General features: G+C 60.5%; 15 protein-coding genes. 12 read left to right on the forward strand and 3 right to left on the reverse strand.

From position 1 onward, the window contains the following. Nucleotide 1 precedes the first annotated feature (1 nt). From CD928_RS12240 to CD928_RS12260, 5 genes are all read left to right on the forward strand, one after another. Nucleotides 2–2,059: a DEAD/DEAH box helicase gene (locus CD928_RS12240; protein ID WP_095387424.1), complete on the forward strand. Its 2,058-nt coding sequence runs from the start codon at nucleotides 2–4 to the stop codon at nucleotides 2,057–2,059. Beyond that, nucleotides 2,052–3,278 carry a GIY-YIG nuclease family protein gene (locus CD928_RS12245; RefSeq protein WP_095387310.1) on the forward strand — a complete coding sequence of 409 codons (1,227 nt, stop codon included), beginning with the start codon at nucleotides 2,052–2,054 and terminating at the stop codon, nucleotides 3,276–3,278. The genes CD928_RS12240 and CD928_RS12245 overlap by 8 nt, the downstream gene beginning before the upstream one ends. Further along, on the forward strand, nucleotides 3,275–5,287 hold the full coding sequence (locus CD928_RS12250) for an ATP-binding protein (protein WP_095387311.1): 2,013 nt from the start codon (nucleotides 3,275–3,277) through the stop codon (nucleotides 5,285–5,287). Before CD928_RS12245 ends, CD928_RS12250 begins: the two co-directional genes overlap by 4 nt. 78 nt (nucleotides 5,288–5,365) lie before the next feature. Beyond that, a complete protein-coding gene (locus tag CD928_RS12255) occupies nucleotides 5,366–6,166 on the forward strand; it encodes a hypothetical protein (protein WP_095387312.1) in 801 nt (266 codons plus the stop codon). Further along, on the forward strand, nucleotides 6,159–9,479 hold the full coding sequence (locus tag CD928_RS12260) for a DEAD/DEAH box helicase (protein ID WP_095387313.1): 3,321 nt from the start codon (nucleotides 6,159–6,161) through the stop codon (nucleotides 9,477–9,479). The genes CD928_RS12255 and CD928_RS12260 overlap by 8 nt, the downstream gene beginning before the upstream one ends. 290 nt (nucleotides 9,480–9,769) lie before the next feature. Here the strand turns inward: CD928_RS12260 and CD928_RS12265 are convergent, their stop codons facing one another. Then, nucleotides 9,770–10,549 carry a class I SAM-dependent methyltransferase gene (locus CD928_RS12265; RefSeq protein ID WP_095387314.1) on the reverse strand — a complete coding sequence of 260 codons (780 nt, stop codon included), beginning with the start codon at nucleotides 10,547–10,549 and terminating at the stop codon, nucleotides 9,770–9,772. 87 nt (nucleotides 10,550–10,636) lie between these two features. On the opposite strand from CD928_RS12265, the gene CD928_RS12270 reads away from it, so the two are divergent. Then, complete coding sequence (locus tag CD928_RS12270; protein ID WP_095387315.1) at nucleotides 10,637–11,068, forward strand: Rrf2 family transcriptional regulator; 432 nt, start codon at nucleotides 10,637–10,639, stop codon at nucleotides 11,066–11,068. Between the two features lie 199 nt (nucleotides 11,069–11,267). Here CD928_RS12270 and CD928_RS23040 read toward each other — a convergent pair whose 3' ends face one another. Both CD928_RS23040 and CD928_RS24040 read right to left on the reverse strand, forming a co-directional pair. Beyond that, nucleotides 11,268–11,588 (reverse strand): hypothetical protein, encoded by a 321-nt coding sequence (locus CD928_RS23040; RefSeq protein ID WP_141237149.1) that lies wholly within the window; start codon nucleotides 11,586–11,588, stop codon nucleotides 11,268–11,270. Continuing rightward, nucleotides 11,491–12,312 carry a recombinase family protein gene (locus CD928_RS24040; RefSeq protein WP_095387316.1) on the reverse strand — a complete coding sequence of 274 codons (822 nt, stop codon included), beginning with the start codon at nucleotides 12,310–12,312 and terminating at the stop codon, nucleotides 11,491–11,493. The genes CD928_RS23040 and CD928_RS24040 overlap by 98 nt, the downstream gene beginning before the upstream one ends. A 270-nt stretch (nucleotides 12,313–12,582) precedes the next feature. Here CD928_RS24040 and CD928_RS12280 point away from each other — a divergent pair, with 270 nt between their 5' ends. The 6 genes from CD928_RS12280 (at nucleotide 12,583) to CD928_RS12305 (ending at nucleotide 18,263) form a co-directional block, all read left to right on the forward strand. Then, a complete protein-coding gene (locus CD928_RS12280) occupies nucleotides 12,583–12,984 on the forward strand; it encodes an OB-fold domain-containing protein (RefSeq protein ID WP_095387317.1) in 402 nt (133 codons plus the stop codon). Beyond that, nucleotides 12,981–14,132, forward strand: coding sequence for a thiolase family protein (locus tag CD928_RS12285; protein ID WP_095387318.1), 1,152 nt, complete (start codon nucleotides 12,981–12,983; stop codon nucleotides 14,130–14,132). Before CD928_RS12280 ends, CD928_RS12285 begins: the two co-directional genes overlap by 4 nt. Next, a complete protein-coding gene (locus CD928_RS12290; RefSeq protein ID WP_095387319.1) occupies nucleotides 14,129–14,908 on the forward strand; it encodes an IclR family transcriptional regulator in 780 nt (259 codons plus the stop codon). Before CD928_RS12285 ends, CD928_RS12290 begins: the two co-directional genes overlap by 4 nt. Continuing rightward, nucleotides 14,905–16,119 (forward strand): CaiB/BaiF CoA-transferase family protein, encoded by a 1,215-nt coding sequence (locus CD928_RS12295; RefSeq protein ID WP_095387320.1) that lies wholly within the window; start codon nucleotides 14,905–14,907, stop codon nucleotides 16,117–16,119. The genes CD928_RS12290 and CD928_RS12295 overlap by 4 nt, the downstream gene beginning before the upstream one ends. After that, nucleotides 16,116–17,090 (forward strand): alpha/beta fold hydrolase, encoded by a 975-nt coding sequence (locus CD928_RS12300; RefSeq protein ID WP_095387321.1) that lies wholly within the window; start codon nucleotides 16,116–16,118, stop codon nucleotides 17,088–17,090. Before CD928_RS12295 ends, CD928_RS12300 begins: the two co-directional genes overlap by 4 nt. Before the next feature lies 1 nt (nucleotide 17,091). Next, nucleotides 17,092–18,263 (forward strand): IS3 family transposase gene (locus CD928_RS12305; protein ID WP_095387322.1). Its coding sequence is split into 2 segments (ribosomal slippage): nucleotides 17,092–17,356 and nucleotides 17,356–18,263, totalling 1,173 coding nucleotides; the frame shifts between segments, so codons are not numbered across the junction. Nucleotides 18,264–18,298: the final 35 nt, after the last annotated feature.

The raw sequence follows: 18,298 nt of genomic DNA on the forward strand, positions 1-18,298 counted from the left end.
GATTCACGATAAGAAAACCGTTCCCACCGTCTCGGTTTCCTATGCCCGCAACGGCAACTCCACCAAGGCGAATGCCCTTGGCATGAGACCAATGCAGGAGCGCGCCTATGAGAAGCGCGGCGAGCAATATCTGCTGATCAAATCGCCGCCCGCGTCTGGCAAGAGCCGCGCCCTCATGTTCATCGCGCTCGACAAGCTGGCCAACCAGGGCGTCAAACAGGCTATCATCGTTGTGCCGGAAAAGACCATCGGGTCATCATTCGCGGATGAACGCCTGTCGAAGTTCGGCTTCTGGGCCGACTGGCAGGTGCAGCCGAAATGGAACCTGTGCAACGCGCCCGGCGGCGACAATGGTGGCAAGGTAAATTCCGTCGGAGCGTTTCTGGAAAGCGACGACACGGTGCTCGTCTGCACCCACGCCACGTTCCGCTTCGCCGTGGACAGGTTTGGTATCGAGGCGTTCGATAACCGTCTGATCGCCGTCGACGAATTCCATCACGTTTCCGCAAATCCCGACAACAAGCTGGGCCTGCACCTGGGCCAGTTCATCGCGCGCGACAAAGTGCATATCGTCGCCATGACCGGCTCGTATTTTCGGGGCGACGCCGAAGCGGTCCTTGCCCCGCAGGACGAGTCCAAATTCGATAGCGTCACCTATACCTACTACGAGCAGCTCAACGGCTACGAGTATCTGAAACAGCTCGACATCGGCTATTTCTTCTATTCCGGCGCCTATGCCGACGACATCCTTGCCGTCCTCGATCCCACCGAGAAAACCATCATCCATATCCCCAACGTCAATTCGCGCGAGAGCACGAAGGACAAGATCAGGGAGGTGGAACATATCATCGAGGAACTGGGCGACTGGCAAGGCACCGACCCGGCGACCGGCTTTCAGTTGGTCAAGACCGCCGATGGGGGCACCTTGCGCATCGCCGACCTGGTTGACGACGATTCGGCCAAGCGCGACCGCGTTGCCGCCGCGCTCAAAGACCCGGCGCAGAAGAACAACCGCGATCATGTGGACATCATCATCGCCCTTGGCATGGCCAAGGAGGGCTTTGACTGGATTTGGTGCGAACACGCGCTGACGGTCGGCTACCGCGCCAGCCTGACCGAAATCGTGCAGATCATCGGGCGTGCCACCCGCGACGCGCCGGGCAAGACCCGCGCGCGCTTCACCAACCTGATCGCCGAGCCGGACGCGGCGGAATCCGCCGTTACCGAAGCCGTCAACGATACCCTCAAAGCCATCGCCGCCAGCCTGTTGATGGAACAGGTGCTGGCCCCGCGCTTCGAGTTCAAGCCCAAGAMCCCCGCGACCAGCACCGCCACTCCGGGCTTCGACTACGGCGAAGGCGGCTACGATCCCGACAAGTGCAATGTCGGATTCCACGAGGAGCGCGGGGTATTCCAGATCGAGATCAAGGGCTTGGCCGAACCCAAGTCCCCCGAGGCGGCGCGCATCTGCAGGGAGGATTTGAACGAGGTGATCGCAACCTTCGTTCAGGACAAGCCCAGCATCGAGCGCGGGCTGTTCGACGAGGAACTGGTGCCCGAAGAGCTGACACAGGTGCGTCTCGGCAAGATCATCAAGGACAAATATCCTGAGTTGGATGAGGAGGATCAGGAGGCCGTGCGCCAACACGCCATCGCAGCCATTAATTTGACCCAGCAGGCCAAGAAAGTCGCCCTGGGCGACGATGGCGGGGAGCCGAGCGCCAATACCGCGCTGATCGACGGCGTGCGCAAGTTTGCGATGGATGTGCGTGAACTCGACATCGACCTGATCGACCGCATCAATCCGTTCGGTGAAGCCTATGCCATTCTTGCCAAAACCATGAGCGAGGACAGCCTGAAAACCGTTGCCGCTGCCATCGCCGCCAAGCGCACCAGCCTGACGCCGGAGGAAGCGCGCGAGCTGGCCAAGCGCGCCTTGAAGTTCAAGCAGGAGCGCGGACGCCTACCGTCCATCACGTCGGCCGACGCATGGGAAAAGCGCATGGCCGAAGGTGTCGCGTTCTTGGCCCGCATGAAGGCGGAGGCTGCGCGTGGCTAACGGGTTCACCGATGACGACGATGCCTTGCTGGCTGAGCTTGGCGTTGAGGTCGAGGCGAAGAAGGAGGCCGCCCGCACCCCGCGCGAGGAACGCATCATCGCTGGATTTGAGGAAATCCAGCGATTTGTCGAACAGCATGGCAACACCCCTCGCCACGGCGAAGGGCTCGACATCTTCGAGCGGTTGTATGCGGTGCGGCTCGACCGGCTACGTGCCCAGCCAGACAGTCGCGCCCTGCTGGGACCGCTCGACCATCAGGGATTGCTGAACGGTGCCGCGCCAGTCATCGCCGAAATCCCCGACGATATTAGCGACGACGAGTTGCTAGCTCAGCTTGGCGTGGATGCGGAAGCGGATGACATCACCGCCTTGCACCATGTCCGTTCCGCCGCCGAAAAGCGCGCGGCGGAGGAAATCGCCAATCGTGAGCGATGTGAGGACTTCGACCGCTTCAAACCGCTATTCGATGCAGCGCAAGCCGACATCGACATCGGTGCACGTATAACCCAGCCCATCCGCAAGGATGCAGGTTTCCTGAAAACCGACATCCGGGCCGGGGAATTTTTCATCCTTGGCGGGCAGATCGCCTACGTCGCCGAGGTCGGTAAACCTTTCAAAGCGCCCAACGGCGAAATGGACGCCCGTCTTCGCGTGATCTATTCCAACGGCACCGAGAGCAACCTGCTGCTCCGCTCCCTGCAACGCGCGCTATACAAGGACGACGCCAGCCGCCGCGTCTCCGAGCCAAACGCCGGACCCCTGTTCGCAGGGGAGAGCGACGATGGCGACCTGGCCAGCGGCACCATCTACGTGCTGCGCAGCAAGTCGGAGCACCCGACTGTCGCGGCCAACCGCGAGGTGCTGCACAAGATCGGCGTCACCGGCGGCGACGTGGCGCGGCGCATCGCGAACGCCAAGCTGGACGCGACCTTTCTGCTGGCGGACGTGGAGATTGTCGGCACCTACACCCTCTACAACATCAATCGCACCAAGCTGGAAAACCTGATCCATCGTATCTTCGACCCGGCCCGCCTCGACATCGAGATCAAGGACCGTTTTGGAAATCCGGTCATCCCGCGCGAATGGTTCCTGGTGCCGCGCTTCGTGATTGATGATGCCGTCGAGAAGATCAGGGACGGCACGATCACAGATCATGTCTATGACCCTGCTACGGCGCGACTAGTGCACCAAAACGAAAAGTTGGGGGAACGTCCATGACTTCGATGCGGGGGGATATTGTCAATCGTGTGAAGCGGTTGCCGAAGCCGTCATTGGCGGCGGAGGCGCTTCAACCCGTGTTCGAGGCGGTCAGCAACTCACTTCATGCCGTTGAGGATGCTTTCGGCGACCAGTTTCAGGAAAAGGGCAAGATCACCGTCACCATCGCGCATCCTCGCTCCCCGGATGACATTGAAATTACCGTAGACGATAACGGCGTTGGGCTTGAGCCTGCCCGTTTTGAGGCGTTCTGCACCACTGACACAGATTACAAAATCTCGCGGGGCGGTAAGGGAGTCGGGCGGCTTCTGTGGCTTGACGCTTTCGATAGCGTCAAGGTTGTGAGCATCTACCGTGATCAAGGGACCTTGTTCCGCCGGTCTTTCACTTTCCGCCTGGAAGCGCAGGACCAGATCACTGACGAGCAGATCGAACCCGTCACCGGTGCGGCCAGCACCGGTACTGCAATTACGTTCAAGCGGCTTCGCGGGACGGCTTATCGCAGTAAATTCCCAAGTCAGACCGCCACGATCGTCAAACATTTCGGGTCGCACTTTTTCGCGGACTTCATCATGGGACGCTCCCCAGCCGTCATTGTCGATATTGACTCCAACGCAACCATGTTCCCCGAGGAAATCCAGAATCTCCGGGTCGAGGATCGCGGCATTGCCGCGGTCGAGAGCCAAGAATTCGGTACCTTATCACTCGCGAGTTTTGTCTGCGACAAAGCAGCAAGCGCGAATTTCGACGGCCTACACCAGATGCACCTGGTCGCAAACGGGCGCACGGTTACGACCCGAAAAATCGACGGGTTGATCGGCATCGGCCGCTTTGGTTCCGATGGCACCAACGTCTATCACGGTTGCGTCACCGGTGATTTTCTCGATGAGCGCGTCAATCAGGAACGTACGCAATTCAACTTCGACGAAAGCATCATTGAGGAGATCGTGCGGGAGTGTTCCGACCACGTTCGGACGAACGCCATCCATGAGGAGATCACACAGTTCGACAATCAGCGCCTCGGCACGATGCAGGAGTTCATGCAGGAATATCCGTCGTTCGCCTTTGAGGAAGCGCAAGACCTTTTGGCGAAGACACCAAAAAACGCCGTGAAGCCGGAGCAATTCGCCCAAGCCCTAATTCCCATCCGGATTCGCCGTGACAAGGAGCGGAATGATACGATTCAGAGGATTGTTTCGCAGCTTGGGGGAAATGACGACGTATCCGAGAATTTTGCCGAGGCGATTCGTAAGGCAGCAGATGAAATTCGAGCCGAAGAACAACGGCAACTCACGGAATATGTGCTGCGGCGAAAGACCGTCCTTGACGTGATGGAGGTTTTAACCCGCCGCATCCGTGAACGTGAAGACGGCTCTCAGGACTTCCATCTGGAAGAAACGCTTCACCAGTTCATATGCCCCATGAGGCTGAGAGGAGATGATCCGTCGAAGGTGGAGCGGTCGGACCACGACCTTTGGATCATCGACGAGCGTTTGACCTTCACCAAGTATTTCGCGTCGGACGTGCCCTTCACGCAGATCGTTGACAGTGAAGCCAGCACAAAGCGTCCCGATCTGCTCATTTATGACCGACTATACGGGCTTGGAGCGGAGGGTGAGGACCCGTTAAAGCGTGTGATGCTTGTTGAGTTCAAGCATCCAGGCCGGAAGGATTATGACGAACGATATTCGCCGATGAGCCAGATCAGCGAATATATCACCAAGCTCCAGAAGGGCGAGATTCTGGATTTTCGAGGTGGCCGCGTCCGTGTCGCGGACGATTGCATTTTCTACTGCTACGTTGTCGCCGACATCGTCGGAAAACTCGAAATCCACACGAACGGCTGGCGCACGACATCGAACGGGCGAGGCCGTATTCAGGAATTGAGCGGCAAGTTCCGGGGCATTATCGAGATTATCGAATGGGCCGACTTGCTTGGCGATGCCCGCTTGCGAAACCACGCCTTCGTGTCTGCAGCGGGCCTTCGGTATGACAAGCACCCCAACTAATATACGCGACGCGGGATGTTGGCTGAAGCACCAACAGGGGGAGGAAATGATCGAGTATTTTCGACGGGCGGCGGTGCAATGCCGCTGACGCTGACCCCTGTTTCTCATGGCTCCCTGTGTCATGGCTCTCGATGGATCATTGCCGACGAAGATGATCTCGCCAGCAGGGTCGCCCGGCTGGCGCTCGGTCAGGCGCGTCACGTCGCCGCCATTCTGGCCGGAATCGACAAGACACCTCCCGCGACCCGCGCCGACGCGGCAAGGGGCGCGATCAAACTGCTCACCGTGCCTACTGGCAAACCGCCCTACCACCGCGACGGTTGGATTTTCCAGGCTATCTCATGGATAGCCGCGCATCGTGGCGAGACTGGTGCGGTCATTCGCGCGCCGCACATGATCCATGCCCATAAAGGGTTCGACGGCTTCCAACTTAAGCTCGACGATGCTGGACAGAACATCACTGCCGTTGTGGTATTCGAAGACAAGGCGACCGAGAATCCCCGCAGCAAGATCACCGGCGACGTGTGGAAAGGCATCCGTGATCTCGAAGGTGGCGGGCGGATGAATGAGTTGATCCCTGAGACTGGCGGCTTGCTAGAGGCGCATCAGCAGCGTTTTCCCGAACTTGACGTCGATGGCGCCATCGAGCGGATCGCTTGGGAGGAGGCACGCCATTTCCGCGTCGCGGTGACCGCCGACACGAGCCACAACGATGACGATGCCCGCGCCGAACTCTTCAAGGGTTTCGATGAGGTCGCGCCGGGGCAATGCGCCCGCCGCCAGGCTGAAACCATGGTAATCCCGGAGCTGCGCGATTGGATGAAGACGTTCTCGGCAAAAGCGATCCAGCAGATCGAGGAATGGCGCGACAATGTTTGATCCAGTCACGATCAACCTCATCAGCCGCGCTCCCCCGCTCGGCGATCTCGATTTCGACGCGCTGCCGCAGCGTTTCACCAACGCCTTTGCCGAGATCGTAGCTGCGCGCGTCCGGCTGCGCGGCGTTGCCAGTCAAGAGCAACGCGGCGAGGCGGTGACCGAATTGCTCTCGGAGATGCGCAGGCTGGCGGCGGCGCAGGAGCTTCTAGTTGCGACAGCACCGGAACGCGCCGACCGCGCATCGGCTGCGTTTGTCGCCGGGACGGCGCACCAGCTTTGCCTGATGGCCCAGATCGTTGCCGCTGACGGGGTGACCCACTTTTCCAGCATCAATGCGATCCATGCCGACCACGAAATCTGCGCGACGCTGCTGTTTCTCATCGCCGATTCGCAAAGTGACGCCGCCGAGATGGCGAAGCGGCTCAGGCGGCCCGAAGGCGATCTTAGTGCAGAATCGCGCCTTGTGACTGCGATTGGCGACCTCGCAACCGGCCGCTTACGTGCGGTGATCGCCAGCGAGGTGGCCGAGGACGATTTCGACGTTTACGATCCGCCTGTCGACTTGAGCGGCGGCGGGATCGCGGTCGAGGCACTGCTCCGCCGGCTGCATGCAGGCGTGATCCAGCTGGCAAGGGAACTGCTCATCGCTCCTCGTTCCGATGCCGAGGAGGTCACGATCCCAGAATCTCAGCGCATCTTCGCGCAGGTGCGCGACCTGTGCGTTGCCCCGATCGACGATGTGTTCGAGGCGGACGGTCCGCGTGCCGTTAGCGTCTTCCCCGGCCCCCTGCATATCTCCAAGCTACTGCTGGCGGTGTCCGGCAACCTCGTCGAAGCTAGCCTTTGCCGGGTTTCCGCGCCCGGTGGTGTCGATCCCGGGTCATGGTGGCAGATCATTCGGCGCGCCGCCCGCAAGCGACCTTACCTCTGGCGAAATCACCGCGAGGCGCTGGAGCGTGGATATCTAGCCAAGGGTATTTCCGCTGCCGTCAGCTTCCCGACCGGTGGCGGCAAATCCACTCTAGCGGAACTCAAGATTGCGGCGGCATTGCTGGGCGGCGGTAAGGTCGTTGTACTCGCACCGACGCTGGCGCTGGTTGACCAGACCGCCTTTTCTCTCGGAAACGCATTTAAGGACTATAACGTCTTTGGCGACCTTGACGACGAGATCACCTTCTCCGACGTCTTGGTGCTGCCGGAAATCATTGTCACGACGCCCGAGCGCTGCCTCGTGCTCCAGTCAATACAGCCCGAAGCCTTTGCCGATGTAGCTCTAGTGGTGTTCGACGAGTGCCATCTCCTACACCCGCGTGAATCCGACCGCAGCAGGCGGGCGATCGACGCGATGCTCTGCATCCTGAATCTGACAAATTACGCACCGGACGCCGATCTGCTGCTCGTGTCGGCGATGATGCAGAACGCAGAAGAAATGGCCGGCTGGGTCGCGGAACTCACCGGTCGCCCATGTCTTCCGCTCGACCTCGCCTGGAAGCCGACGCGGCAAGCGCGAGGATGCGTCGCGTATGACGCGGCGCGCATCACCGAGCTTAACGAATTCCTCGCGACCGAGCAGCTCACTGCCACCACCAAGGGTGTTCCCAAGCACCTCGCGAGCCAATTGGATGCACCGCCCTTCGCTTTCTTCTGCCTCCGGCAGACTTGGGCCACCCGTAATCGCAACGATTATGCCCTGATGGCGCTGCTCGATGAAGCGATCCCGTTCGCCTCCAATGCGGCCAAGAAATCCGGTGAATGGTATCTGACGCCAAATGGCAACGTCGTCGCTGGCACAATAGCCGCTGCGGCCGCGGAGGACGGGCTGAAGACGCTGACCTTCGTCCAAAGCACGACTGCTGCCGAATCCACCGTCCGCACCTTCCGTAGCCTGCTGCCCAAGCGCCGGGTATCCCTGATTGAGGAAGAGCAGGCTTGGCGCAAGATTGTGGAGGAAGAGCTTGGCGGTCCCCAGCACTGCTATCTCAAGCTGGACGCCAACGGCCAAGTCGATGGCGGCGCCACGAGCCATCACGGGCAACTTCTCAAGGCGGAACGCATGCTCCATGAATCTCTGTTCAAGCGGCGGGACGGAGTTGACGCGTTGTTTGCAACGTCCACACTTGCGCAAGGCATGAACCTCCCGAGCGACGTCGTGCTCATTGCCGGCGACAGCCGCTGGGACGTGACGGACGACAAGTTCAAGCAACTCGATGCGCACGAACTCCTCAATGCTGCCGGCCGCGCTGGCCGGGCCGGCGAAGGCGGACAGGGGTTCGTACTCGTAGTTCCTAGCAAGATCATCAACATTGATGATGACGAAAACACGATCAACCGGCATTGGATGTCGCTGCAGAGCATTTTCGCGCAATCCGACCAGTGTCTCAGGATCGATGATCCCATTACCGGCCTGCTCGATCGCATCCACATGCACGCGCACGAGGGAAACGAGGACTATTTCTTAGCCCGGCTGCCGGTTGGCGACGGTGACGCACCGGACGAACCGGCCACAGAGATGATCAAGCGCTCCCTCGCGGCATACCGAAAGCGCAAGGAAGGTAAGGAAGCCTGGATCGACAGCCGCATTGAGGCAGCGCTCCAGCGTCGCGAGGAACTTGCTCCGAAGCAAGAGCTGACCTGGCTTGAACGCGTCGCCGCTTCCGCTGGCCTACCCTATGAAATCCTCGTCAGTCTCACAAAGCTGGTTGACGCCGGCGCATTCACCGGAACCAGCACCGATTGCATGAATGTCCTGTTCGACTGGATCGAGGCCCATCCAGCATGGTTGATGCACCTGATCCGGCCGAACGACATCGAGGGGCTGTTCGGCAAGGATTACCGCGAGATCGATGGCAATGCCGCAAAGGCAAAGGTGGCGCTGCCGCAGATCAGGCCGCTCCTGACGGCGTGGATGGCGGGCAAGCCGCTATGCGATCTTGAACGGGCGATCGGCACCAAGGAGCACCTCATCAAGACCTGCGAGACCGCTCGACATTTCGCCGTGCGCCTTGTTCCCGACCTCGCCTTTGTGGCCGGCCTCCCCGCGCGTATTCTCGCGGCAAAGGCGGTGGCGGCGGGTGAAGAGCCGGCCATACCGATCATTGTGCAGACGCTGAGCGGCGTTGTCCGAAAAGGGTGCGCAAGCCCAGAGCAACTTGCCAATGCCGTGCACCTCAAATCCGAGTCCCGGCCGAGTGCCCGCAAAACCTTTGCCACCATCGCTCATCTCATCCCGTCCGGCGATCCGTTTGAGAACTTCGATGATGTTCTGACACGGGTTCGACACGCGCATGACCTAGCGATGTTTGACGATCTCTAACTGGGGCCGTGATGCGGCTTTTACGAAGTCCGATTTATCTGAGCCGGGCAGGCGGCAGCTTTAGGATCGGCAAAAGGATTGATGAGCGCCCGAGATGGGGCGGGGTGCTGCGGTTATCTCCCGCATTTTGCGGCCTGTCATATGACGATCAGCCAGTTCTCATCTTCATCATCTTGGGTGCACCATAACTTTCCAAGGCGCGGAAATGCGCGGTTCGTGGCTGGACCCTTCTTGAACAAAAGAGAGAACTTTCGCTGGTATGAGGCCCGGGTCCGTACAGGCTGATCCCGCTATCGCTGCGCGACCGCAATCAGCGCGGTAGACGGGATGGGCAGGAATTCCCTTTCGCCTGCCATTTGCCGCGCTTCGGTGATCACGGCATCCTTTTCCGTCGCATCAAGGCTCGTCCAGTCGGGAGACATGCCGAAGAGCGAATCTGGTTCGGCGAGCGCCGAAAGATCCAGCATATATTCATGGGTGACAGGCTCGATCCGAGGATCGCGATAGCCGGCGGCAATTAGTTCGCGCGCGAAATCCGCCGGCTCGCTCAGCGCTTTCACAGCTTCAGGCATCATCATGCCCTCCCGATCGGGGAACAGCTTGCGACGGATCTGTCCAAGCAGCAGGAAGGTTGCTGCACCGTGCTCACGCCAGGTCGCGATCACCCCGTGCCCGCCCGTGCGCGTCACCCTTGCCATCTCGGCCAGGCCCTTGCGCCAGCCCGGGAACATGATGACTCCGAATATCGAGAACACCGCATCGAAGCTGGCATCCTCCAGCGCAAGCGCTTGCCCATCCATCACGCGCGCTTCGACATTGGGCAGATTGCTCGCCGCGATGCGCGCGATCATGCCGGGTGAAAAATCAGTCGCCAGAACCTGGGCGCCCGTCCGCGCCGCCAGCAGGGTCAGCGCGCCGGTACCCGCCGCGACGTCAAGGACGCGACTACCGGAAGTCAGCGCCACGCGGGCGAGCGCGGCCTCAGCATAGCGCGCGGTAAAGGGATGAGCAGTCTTCTCGTAATGCTGGGCGGCGGTATCCCAGTGATCGGGGTTTTGGAATTCGGCCATTTTCGACGCTCCACGAATCATGTAACATAATAAGTATCGTGACTTTGAGCACTTGCCAATCCTGACCTGACAGCGAAAGACCGCATCATGCGCAATGACAGCCGCCTCTCGCGAATGCTCCATGTGCTGCTCCACATGGCGCGCCATGAAGGCCCGATGACCTCGGATGAGATCGCGCGCATGCTTGGCACCAATGCCGTCGTCGTGCGCAGGACGATGGCCGGCTTGCGGGATTCAGGCTACGTCCGGTCGGAAAAGGGGCACGGCGGCGGCTGGGTGATAGAGGCCGACCTTGAAGCCGTGTCGCTACTTGACGTCCACCGTGCCGTCGGCGGGCCGCGCCTCTTCATGATCGGCAGCGAACATCCGAACGCCAACTGCGCGGTGGAACGGGTTGTCAACGAAGCCTTGGAAAGCGCACTCAACGAGGCAGAGGCGATGTTGGTCGCGCGGCTGGGGAAGGTCAGTCTCGCCGAATTGGCACGGCGCTTCGATCAGCGTTGCCGCTCAACCTTTTGACAGCTGCTGCCGCTACCGCTCCCATAGCTGACGTCCTCGTTATCGGCACGGCGGGGGGGGGGGGGGGCGCCAGCTGCCATCTCCCGCTACGCAAACTGGAAACTCATGGGGTCTAAGGGCGGTATTAGGATTGCTTCAGGTCAAGCTGGATGACTGACTTCGCGGGTAAAAACTTTCGCTATTGTTGGATATCCACTCCTCAAACAACGATCACCCAGGTCTCATCTTCGGCATCTTGGGCGCGCCATTCCCGTTCGATGTTGGGCACTGGTGTTGCGGTATGGTCGGAAGTCCGACCAACCGCATGTTCCAGTGCCTTGGTCGACCCGAAAATCCGAATCTGATGGTCGCCGACCTCAACGCGTCCGACAATTGCCTTGACGTAATACCGACGCAGCGCGGGTTTATTGGAGCGCAGTTTTTCACGCATCAACTGGGCGGAGCGCTCGATAAGCTCGGGCGTGATTCGGCGTTCCGAGTTTGCGAGCTGGCGTTCGAGCATGACGATATCGGTTTTCACATGCGAAAGCTGTTCGGCCAGTTCGAGATGCTTCTTGGCGAAGCGCGTCGGAGGCCGTGAAATGGCCCCCTGCGACAAGATCGAGCAGACGATCGATCCCGGCCTCGAGATGCGTTTGGCGAGTTTTGAGCTGCCGCAGCTTCTCGCGCCTCGCCTCGACCGCCTCGAAGGTGAGATCGAGCCAGCCCGAGAGGAGATCGCGAAGTCGCTCGGGAACGAGGAGGCGCTGCTCGATCGCCTCGAGGACGATGTTGTCGAGCTTCGACCGAGCGATGCGACGGCCCTTGCAGACGCTCGCGCCAGCTCGTGCTCGGTTGGAGCAGCCATAATATTGGTACCGTCCACTCTTGCCGGTGACTGTCGTCATGCCGCCGCCGCAGCCATCTCCACCGCAGCCACAGCGAGCGAGACCGATGAGAAGATTGTTCGTGGTCGTTACGCGCGCGGCTTGAATCGTAGGTCGTCGCTCGACGAGACGGCTTTGTACCGCTTCGAAATCATCAGTCGTGATGATCGGCGGAACCGGAATGGGAACCCACTCACTCTCCGGACACCGTTCACCCGATTTGGAATCGCGCTTATTGTATAGGGCAACCCCGATGTAGGCGGTGTTTCTGAGCACGGCGTGGATATTGGAGACATCGTGTCGACAGTCTGCTGTACGGAAAAGGATCATTTGATCGTCCAAAAGCGCTTGCCGGCTTACCGGGACGGGCAATTCCATAATTATCGAGGCGCGGCGGACGCGCGTGATTTGCCCGGCAGCGAGCCGGCAGCGCGGGCCCGACGAATTATAGGGCGACAATCAGCCGAAGTCGGCGTTCGTGTCGCACAAAGCCGACCGGCACTAGCGCGAATCAGAATTGCTGTCGCTCATCGATGCCTTTCGATCACCAGTTTTGATTTCACGGCCATCTTCAGGGTTGAACTGGGGCGACGGCGCTGCTATCGATTTCTTCTGTCGGAAAGCTATTCCGTTGAATGGAATTAAAATATGAACGATAGTCCGTGTCCACTTGGTGAAAGCGTCCTCCTCGGGGAGCATCCGATTTCGGATTTGGATGCTACCAGTCTGTCCAGCTTTGTCGTGCTTGATGGCGCGACATTCCTGCTCTGCAGCCTAACTGCGCAAGGTCGGCGCAGTTTTCCCCACACGGATGGCGCACAGCGCGTCGAAGTCGGGCCTGAAGGCGTGCTTTACAGCTTCTCTACTGTTCACGTGTCCTCTTCGCAGCCCGTGCCGTACACGATCGGCTACGTAGATTTTCCCGGAGATGTCCGCGTATTAGCAAAGGTCCGAGGTTCCGATCACGCATTGCACTGTGACTGTGTCGTTCGCCTTGCCAGCGAAGGCTCCGATTGGTTTGTTGAACCTGTCGCGAGGACAAGCCAGTGAGCCGCGCCTTTATTGTGAGCGGCGCGATGATCCCGATGGGGAAGCATCGCAATTCAAGCTACAGCGGATTAGCCGTGCCCCCGGTCTCCAAGGCAATCCGAGACGCTGGGCTCGAGCCGTGCGAAATCGACGCCGTGTATTGCGGTCATGCCTTCGGCGGAATGCTGACAGGCCAGCGCATCGTCAAGGAGATTGGAATCGGCGGCGTTCCGATCTTCAACGTCGACAACGCGTGCTCAGGCGGTGCCAGCGCCTTGCACCTCGCCTGGAAGAGCGTGTGCAGCGGGGAGCATGGTGCGGCGCTTGTCATCGGGGTCGACAAGCTGACGCAGTTCGGTGGTGGCACCTTGCCGCTTGTCGCGGAAGATATCGAGGTGCGCAACGGTATGGTAATGCCCGCTTTGTATGCGATGCGGGCGCGGCGATACCTCTACGAACGGAGCGAGTCGGTCGATTTGCTGGCACAGGTCAGTGTAAAGGCGCGGCGTCACGGAGCGATGAATCCGTTCGCGCAGCTACGCAAACCGACCAGTGTCGAAGAGGTCGTCGCGTCTCGGATGATTTCCGACCCGCTTACGCTGCTGCAATGCTGTCCGACGGGCGACGGCGCGGCGGCGGTTATTGTGGTAAACGACGACATCCGCAAGCGGCTGGCGTTGCCGACGGTGGAAATTCGCGGGTCTGTGCTCCACTCCGGAACGCCGACATCCGGCTTCCGCAACATGTTGCGGCCCGAGATTACCCGGGACTCCGCGAGAGATGCCTTCGAACAGGCAGGAATTGGACCGCAGGACGTGGATGTTGTCGAACTCCACGACGCATTCTCGATCGCGGAGCTTGTGTACTACGAAGCGTTGGGACTCTGCGAGGAGGGGGAATCCGCATCCTTTCTCGCCTCGGGCCAGAGCACGTTCGGCGGCGCCGTCGTCGTCAATCCGAGCGGCGGACTGCTGTCAAAAGGACATCCCGTCGGCTGCAGTGGTGTCGCACAGGTTGTCGAACTATATTGGCAGCTTACGGGTCAGGCGGGCAAACGACAGGTGCCGAATGCGCGCATCGGTATGACGCACGTCACCGGGGGTGGCATAGCTCGCCTCGATCATGGCGCGTGCGCCATCCACATCTTGACTGCACTGGACGGGATATGACGGAGTATAGCAACGAAGGGCCGGGCACGAGCAGTATCAGCCGCGCACTCTACCTGTTGGCGCACTTAGCCGATGCGTCAGGCCCGGTAACGGTGAAGCAGGTCAGCACCGCGCTCAAGGTGCCCCCATCGACCGCGCACCGGCTGCTCAACGCGCTCGCCAAGGAAGGGTTCGTCGCTGCGTCGGGCAGCGGCATTTATCGCATCGGGCCGCGCTTCTACCGGATCTCAGCGCGCGTAATCCAGAGCATGTCCCAAGTCACGATTGCGCAGCCCGTCGTCGATAGATTGGCCGCAAAGTACAATGAGACAGTTCTGCTTGGACGGTATGTCGCCGCGGATCGGGCAATGGATTTTGTCTATCGTGCGGACGGCAGCCAAATGCTTACCTACCAGATCGATCTTCACCGGCCGCTGTCGTTATACTGGGGAGCATCTGGCAAGGCGATTCTCGCGTTCCTGCCGGATGATGAAATCGAGCAAATCCTCCTTCGCGAGCGTGCCTTATCCGTGTCGGGAGAAAAGCCGCCGTCCTTGCGCGCAAGAATGGCGGAACTGCGCGAAGTGCGCGAGCAGGGATACGCGATCAGCGAGGGGCAAAAACTGCCCGGCGCGCGAGGCGTTGCCGCTCCTATCTTCGACGCAAAAGGCGTTTTCGGCTGCCTTTGCATGACCTCCCCACAGGAGCGCATGCCCAATGCTAGTATCGATGCCATCGTGAAGGATATCATCGAAAAGAGCGACGAGATCTCGCGGTTCCTCGGAGCGGCCAGATGAGTTCACCTGGCCAGCCGCTGAATGGTGTCCGTGTTCTGGACCTCACCACATTCCTTTCCGGACCTTTTTGTACGCAGATTCTTGCGGATCTTGGGGCCGAGGTGATCAAGATCGAATCGCCCGGCGGCGATTCAAGCCGGCACATACCCCCTCATTTTCTCGACGGGCAAAGTCTGTACTTTCTCGGTATCAACCGAAACAAGCAAAGCATCTCGATCGACCTGAAGACGGATCGCGGGCGGCAACTGCTGCTGGAGCTCATCGCGAAGGCAGATGTTGTCGTGGAGAATTTCCGGCCCGGCGTCGCGCGCAGGATCGGACTGGACATTGAGAAGATCGCGGCCAGCCATCCGCGGTTGATTTGGGCGTCGATCAGCGGTTTCGGTCAGACCGGACCGGATAGCACCAAGCCCGCCTACGACATGATCGTCCAGGCGCTGTCGGGCGTGATGAGCATCACTGGGGAGGCTGACCGGCCTGCCGTCAGGCTTGGTATCCCGGCTGGTGACACGGTGGCGGGACTCTATGCGTGTATCGCCATTTGCGCAGCGTTGCATCGTCGTAATCTTACCGATCGCGCCGACATCATCGATGTCGCGATGCTCGATTGCCAGCTTGCGATGCTTTCGTATCAAGGCACCTATTCGCTCGTCGCGGGAACAGATCCGGGCCCCCAGGGCGCGAGGCACGATTCGATCCCAACTTATCGATCGTTCAAGGCCCGGGATGGCCGTGAACTTGTCGTGACGGCGAATACCGAAAAGATGTGGCAGGGACTCTGCAGATCGCTCGATCTGTCAGAGCTGGTTGGTGATCCGCGTTTTGCGACTGCGGCCGACCGACTGAGGAATCGTGGGGAGTTGTGGCAGTTTCTGGAGGCAGCCTTCCTTGAAAAGGATGCCGTTGAGCATGTCGACAACCTCCAGAGCAACGACGTTCCTGCCGCACTGATCAAGCGTGTCCCGGAGGCCCTTGACGATGCGCGCGCCGCAAATCGCGGCATGATCGTTGAGATGCAGGCCCCCAAGGGCAAGCGCATCGAGGTGGTCGGCAATCCCATCAAGTTCGCCGGTGGCAAAGGTCCGAACCCGACATATCCACCTGCCCTCGGCCAGGACAATGTCTCCGTCTTGTCGAGGTGGCTGGATATGCCCCGATCAGTCGCGGAGGAACTGCTGGCCGACGGTGTGTTGGGCGGCGGCTCGGCATGAATAGCAGGGCGCGGCGAGAGAACCCGGTGATTGCGCTTCACGCGCTTGGCCTCGACCGCCATTCGTTCGACCCGCTTCGAGGGAGTCTGCAGGACGGCCGGCAGCTGGTCGCGTTCGATCTCCTGGGTCACGGAGGCAACCGTGGTCAGGCGAGCGAATGCCTGGAGGATCATGTCAACTACGCCGTCGAACGTATCCTCGGGGCGGCGGACGGCCCGGTACATCTGTTGGGACACTCCTTCGGCGGCGTGATCGCAGCGCTTGCCTGTCAGAAGATCTGCAGCGACGGCCATGATATCGCTTCGCTGGCGCTCCTCGCTACGCCTTCGGGCGGTGGAAAGCTCTACGCTGATCGCGCCGATGAGGTCCTCCTCAATGGTGTCGAGCCGTTCAAGAGATCGACCATCGCCCGCTGGTTCGGCGAGACGCCGCCGCCGCAGTGGCGACCGCATATCGATTATGCATCGCGATCGCTGAGTTCCCTGTCCGCGCAAGCCATCGCGCTGACATGGCGAGCGCTTGCTGCATTCGGCGACTTTTCAAAAGTCCCGTCCCCACCTGGAGCGCTGTGCATCGCTGCCGCAGACGATCTGTCGACGCCGCCGCCGGTTATGGCGGCGATTGTAGATGCGATCAGCGGCAACACAGTCGGACCAAGCCCCGTGCTCGAAACGCTGCCGGAGGGCGGGCATCTCTTTCCCCTTACGATGGCACCCAAGGTGGCACGAGTGCTGGAGGCGCGTTGGGACGCCGTGGAAAGTGATCTGCCCCCTTCTGAGTGGTCCAAAATTGATGATATTTTGGACGACGAAGGAGATATAGAATGCCGAGCAAGAAGCATCGCCCGGAAGAGATTATCGGCAAGCTACGTGAGGCGGAGGTTGTGCTTGCGCAGGGCGCTACGACCGNTGATCTGCCCCCTTCTGAGTGGTCCAAAATTGATGATATTTTGGACGACGAAGGAGATATAGAATGCCGAGCAAGAAGCATCGCCCGGAAGAGATTATCGGCAAGCTACGTGAGGCGGAGGTTGTGCTTGCGCAGGGCGCTACGACCGCCGAGGCGTGTCGTCGGATCGCGATCAGCGAGCAGACCTATTATCGGTGGCGCAAGGAATATGGCGGCCTGAAGACCGATCAGGCGCGTCGGATGAAGGATCTGGAGAAGGAGAATGCGCGGCTTCGTCGTGCGATCTCGGACCTGACGCTGGACAAGCTGATCCTGCAGGAGGCTGCCCGGGGAAACTTCTGAGCCCCGCACGCCGCAGGCGCTGTATCGACCACATCAGAATGATGATGCCGGTGTCCGAGCGGCGGCTGTGCCGCGTGCTCGGGCAGCACCGATCGACGCAGCGCAAGGCGCCACGCGGGGCGGATGACGAAGCGGCCCTCACTGAGGATATCATCGCACTGGCCCGGCAATATGGTCGTTATGGCTATCGCCGGGTGACGGCGTTGCTACGCGATGCGGGGTGGCATGTGAACCGCAAGCGGGTTGAGCGTATCTGGCGCCGCGAAGGGCTGAAGGTGCCACAAAGGCAGCCGAAGCGCGGGCGTCTGTGGCTGAACGACGGATCGTGCATCCGGCTGCGGCCAGAATATCCCGGCCATGTCTGGTCCTACGACTTCGTCGAGGGCCGGACGCACGATGGTCGCAAATACCGGATCCTGTCGATCATCGACGAGGCGAGCCGGGAGTGCCTGGCGTTGCCGGTGGCGCGTAAGCTCAAGAGCGACGACGTGCTCGCGGCACTGGCCGAGCTGTTCGTCACGCGTGGGCCGCCGGCGCATATCCGGTCGGACAACGGCCCGGAGTTTATCGCGACGGCGGTGCAGCAATGGCTCGCCCAGATCGGCGTGAAGACGCTGTATATCACGCCCGGATCGCCATGGGAGAATGGCTATTGTGAAAGCTTCAACGGATCCCTGCGCGATGAGCTGCTCAACGGCGAGATCTTCTACTCGCTCGCGGAGGCCCGGATCCTGATCGAGGCTTGGCGGCGGCATTACAACACCGTCCGGCCGCACAGCTCGCTGGGATATCGACCACCGGCGCCGGAGGCCGTTCCATCGCCAGTGTCGCCCGCCGGTTCCGCTTCGCTCCACCTGCGGCCAACACTGGCGATGGACGCGTCAATGCACTAACAATCCCAGCGGACCACTCGGTGGGGGCCGGTCAC

It is taken from the genome of Sphingopyxis sp. GW247-27LB, from assembly GCF_002277025.1.
Classification (GTDB): domain Bacteria; phylum Pseudomonadota; class Alphaproteobacteria; order Sphingomonadales; family Sphingomonadaceae; genus Sphingopyxis.